Here is a 2,868-nt window from a genome sequence, read left to right as displayed (position 1 = left end):
CTTGGCTGCTTCTCATGTTTGTGAACCTCGTGTGATCACTGTAGATAAGAATCCAGCTTATCCTGTGGCCATTCAAGAGTTAAAAGAACGCATAATATGGATTTGGATTCACTTCATTAATGTCTAGATACTCCAATTCTATATTTTCTGTTTCAGCATACGATTCAATTGGAGTGAAGACAAACATTATCATCGTTAAAGAGAGTATCAATGTATAAATCGTTTTCAATTTAATTCCTCCATTTTTCAATTTACAATCCATTTGTCCACCACCATACACGATCAGCTTCCTCGTCCCATGTTCCTATAACGTATCGTAAAGAAGGACCATTAGGATCTTTATGTACGTTTAACAGATATCCATTCTGTAATTGAATAACAGCATTATCTGTACCATTAAATTGGGTAAACGTACTAGATGTCCATTTAATGTCATCACATTCTTTTATCACTGAACTACAGGCAACCTCACCAGTTCGATACCAAGTTCATCCGATTGTGTTACGGTTATATTATCGTCTCTTGCTTGTACTGTATCGACGATCTTATTACCTATGCTATACCAATTAATTTTACCATTTTCATATCGTCCTAAATTATAATATATATTATCTACACCTCTAGGATCAAAATGGATTTCCAATAACTCTCCATCATCTAATGTTATAACTGATGGATCTGTACCAGTATCGTATGCTACTGGAAATGTCCAATATACTTCCCCATTGTAGTATTCTCCAAGTGTATAAGTAAGGTCTCCGAGGTAATCGCTTACTGATAGAACCAGTCCATTATCTAGTACCGTAACGGAAGGATTATCTCCCCATGAATAATAAGGTTTTGGATCTACTTCATTAATGTCTAGATACTCTAATTTTATCTTATTTGTTGCAGCATGTGATTCAATTGGATTAAAGATAGAAATCATCATAAATAAAGAAATGATCAATTTTGAAATCGTCTTCATTTTTTCATTCCCTTTCTATTTTTTATTTACAATCCGTTTATCCACCACCACACACGATTCGCTTCCTCATCCCATGTTCCTATTACATATCTTAAAGATGGGCCATTCGGGTCTTTGTGTACGTTTAATAGATAACCGTTCTTCAATTGAACCACGTCATTATCTGTTCCATCAAATTGAGCAAATGTACTTGATGTCCATCTAATTGTGTCATCTTCCAACTCGCCAGTTCGATACCAAGTAGGGCTATTCCCTCCCCGTGTTCCTTCAAACATGGTCAAAATGATGCCATTATCTAATTGCAACCCAACTGGGTCTTTTCCATGATCATCGAATTTCACACTATCTCTTGGAGATAAATTGAAATAATCGTGGTTAATACCTGCAAAGGTATACCACAGACCATCATTCCAATAACTTTTATGGAAATCTATTATTTTATTGTCAACTTTAGTGATATTAGGAGTGACTGAAAAATAACTAAGACCTCCATGTCCTTCACTCTTTACTTGAAAATCTCTATCTTCATAAACACCCATAATATACTCAATTTCGTTGTATGGATTTTGAAAAGCAATTACTTGTGTACCATCTACGCTCTCTATAGAGGATTCACCACCATATAAAGGGTTTAATAGATTACCTACACTGTACCAATCAATGTTGTTATTTTCATCATAACGACCTAAATTGTAAAAAAGACCAGACATAAAACCGTTTCCTTGATGAACTTCCATTACATCTCCATTATCTAAAGTAGTAATAGATGGTTTTTTTCCTGTGTCATATGCTTCTGGAAATTTCCAATAGACTTTCCCGTTGTAATATTCTCCTAGTGTATAAGTAAGATCACCTTTATAGTCACTAACAGATAAAATCAATCCATTATCAAGCACGGTAACAGCAGGATTATCACCCCATGAGTAATATGGGTTGGGATTCACCTCGTTAATGTCTAAATACTCTAATTCCACCTTATTTGTTGCCGCATATGATTCTATTGGAATAAAGATAGAAATCATCATAATTGAATAAATAATTAATTTTGAAAACCTTTTCATTTTTATCCTCCTACAGTTATTTAAAAAAATAATACCATGAAACTGCTACATGAGAATATAATAAAAAAGTAATACAAATAAAAAAAGAAGGTGTGATTAAAATGAAAATGTTTATTAAATTATTTTTTTCTTTGTTACTGATGGTTTCAATTTTTACTGAAACATCCTATGCGAAAGATGAAATCGAAATCCAATCAAATGTTGCAGATTTTTATTCTTATGGAAAAAATCCGTCAATAACTAAATTAGATAATGGTCTTGTCATTAGTATGGTTGAAGGGCAAACAACTGATTTTCTTTATTATCAATTAGGTGAAGAAAAAAAAGGTAGAGTTGAGTGGTCAGATGATCAGATTCAATATGCGATAGGAAAGGAACCATCTGTCACTATACTTGGTAACGGTGATGTTCTAACAACTTATGAATTAAGAAGACCGGGTACGATAGAAAGAATTGATCTTTACTACAGCATCGGTCGTTATAAAGACGGAAAAATCAATTGGTATAGTAAAGACAATCTATTAATTAGAGATAGTTGGAACGCCAGTATAACTACTCTTTCAAACGGAAAAGTAATATTGTCTGCACAAAAAGCTTTATATGATCGAATGGATTACGGTATTGGCTATCAAGTTGGAAATTTTGATGAAGATAAAGGCGAAATGACGTGGAGCGAAAGCCATTTATTCGATAATGGCGTTGATCCTTCAATGGAACAACTTGATAACGGTTACATTCTAACTGTTTATGAAACGGGAGTAGTGGACTATGAAAATGAAGGAGATTTCAAGCATAGAGGAACAGGAGAATTAAACTACAAGATAGGCATTATAAATGAGA

At 33.6% G+C, this 2,868-nt stretch carries 4 protein-coding genes and 1 pseudogene; 2 read left to right on the top strand and 3 right to left on the bottom strand.

Features of this window, described 5'->3' with window-relative positions:
* Window positions 1-88: pseudogene (locus tag AB1471_RS16725) on the top strand (IS6 family transposase); the annotation flags it as partial.
* A gap of 163 nt (window positions 89-251) precedes the next feature.
* Here AB1471_RS16725 and AB1471_RS16720 read toward each other — a convergent pair.
* The 3 genes from AB1471_RS16720 to AB1471_RS16710 are packed head-to-tail and all read right to left on the bottom strand — an operon-like array spanning window position 252 to window position 2,028.
* The gene (locus tag AB1471_RS16720) at window positions 252-452 is read right to left on the bottom strand and encodes a hypothetical protein (protein ID WP_367780896.1); all 201 of its coding nucleotides are present in this window, start codon (window positions 450-452) and stop codon (window positions 252-254) included.
* Window positions 449-967, bottom strand: coding sequence for a hypothetical protein (locus AB1471_RS16715; RefSeq protein WP_367780895.1), 519 nt, complete (start codon window positions 965-967; stop codon window positions 449-451). Before AB1471_RS16715 ends, AB1471_RS16720 begins: the two co-directional genes overlap by 4 nt.
* A gap of 26 nt (window positions 968-993) precedes the next feature.
* Window positions 994-2,028 (bottom strand): hypothetical protein, encoded by a 1,035-nt coding sequence (locus AB1471_RS16710; protein ID WP_367780894.1) that lies wholly within the window; start codon window positions 2,026-2,028, stop codon window positions 994-996.
* 101 nt (window positions 2,029-2,129) lie between these two features.
* Between AB1471_RS16710 and AB1471_RS16705 the strand changes: the two genes are divergently transcribed.
* The coding region (locus AB1471_RS16705) for a sialidase family protein (RefSeq protein WP_367780893.1) at window positions 2,130-2,868 on the top strand (739 nt) is incomplete at its 3' end.

The organism is Jeotgalibacillus marinus (assembly GCF_040801915.1).
GTDB lineage: Bacteria > Bacillota > Bacilli > Bacillales > Jeotgalibacillaceae > Jeotgalibacillus > Jeotgalibacillus marinus.
This window is presented reverse-complemented; position numbering and strand designations above follow the sequence as displayed.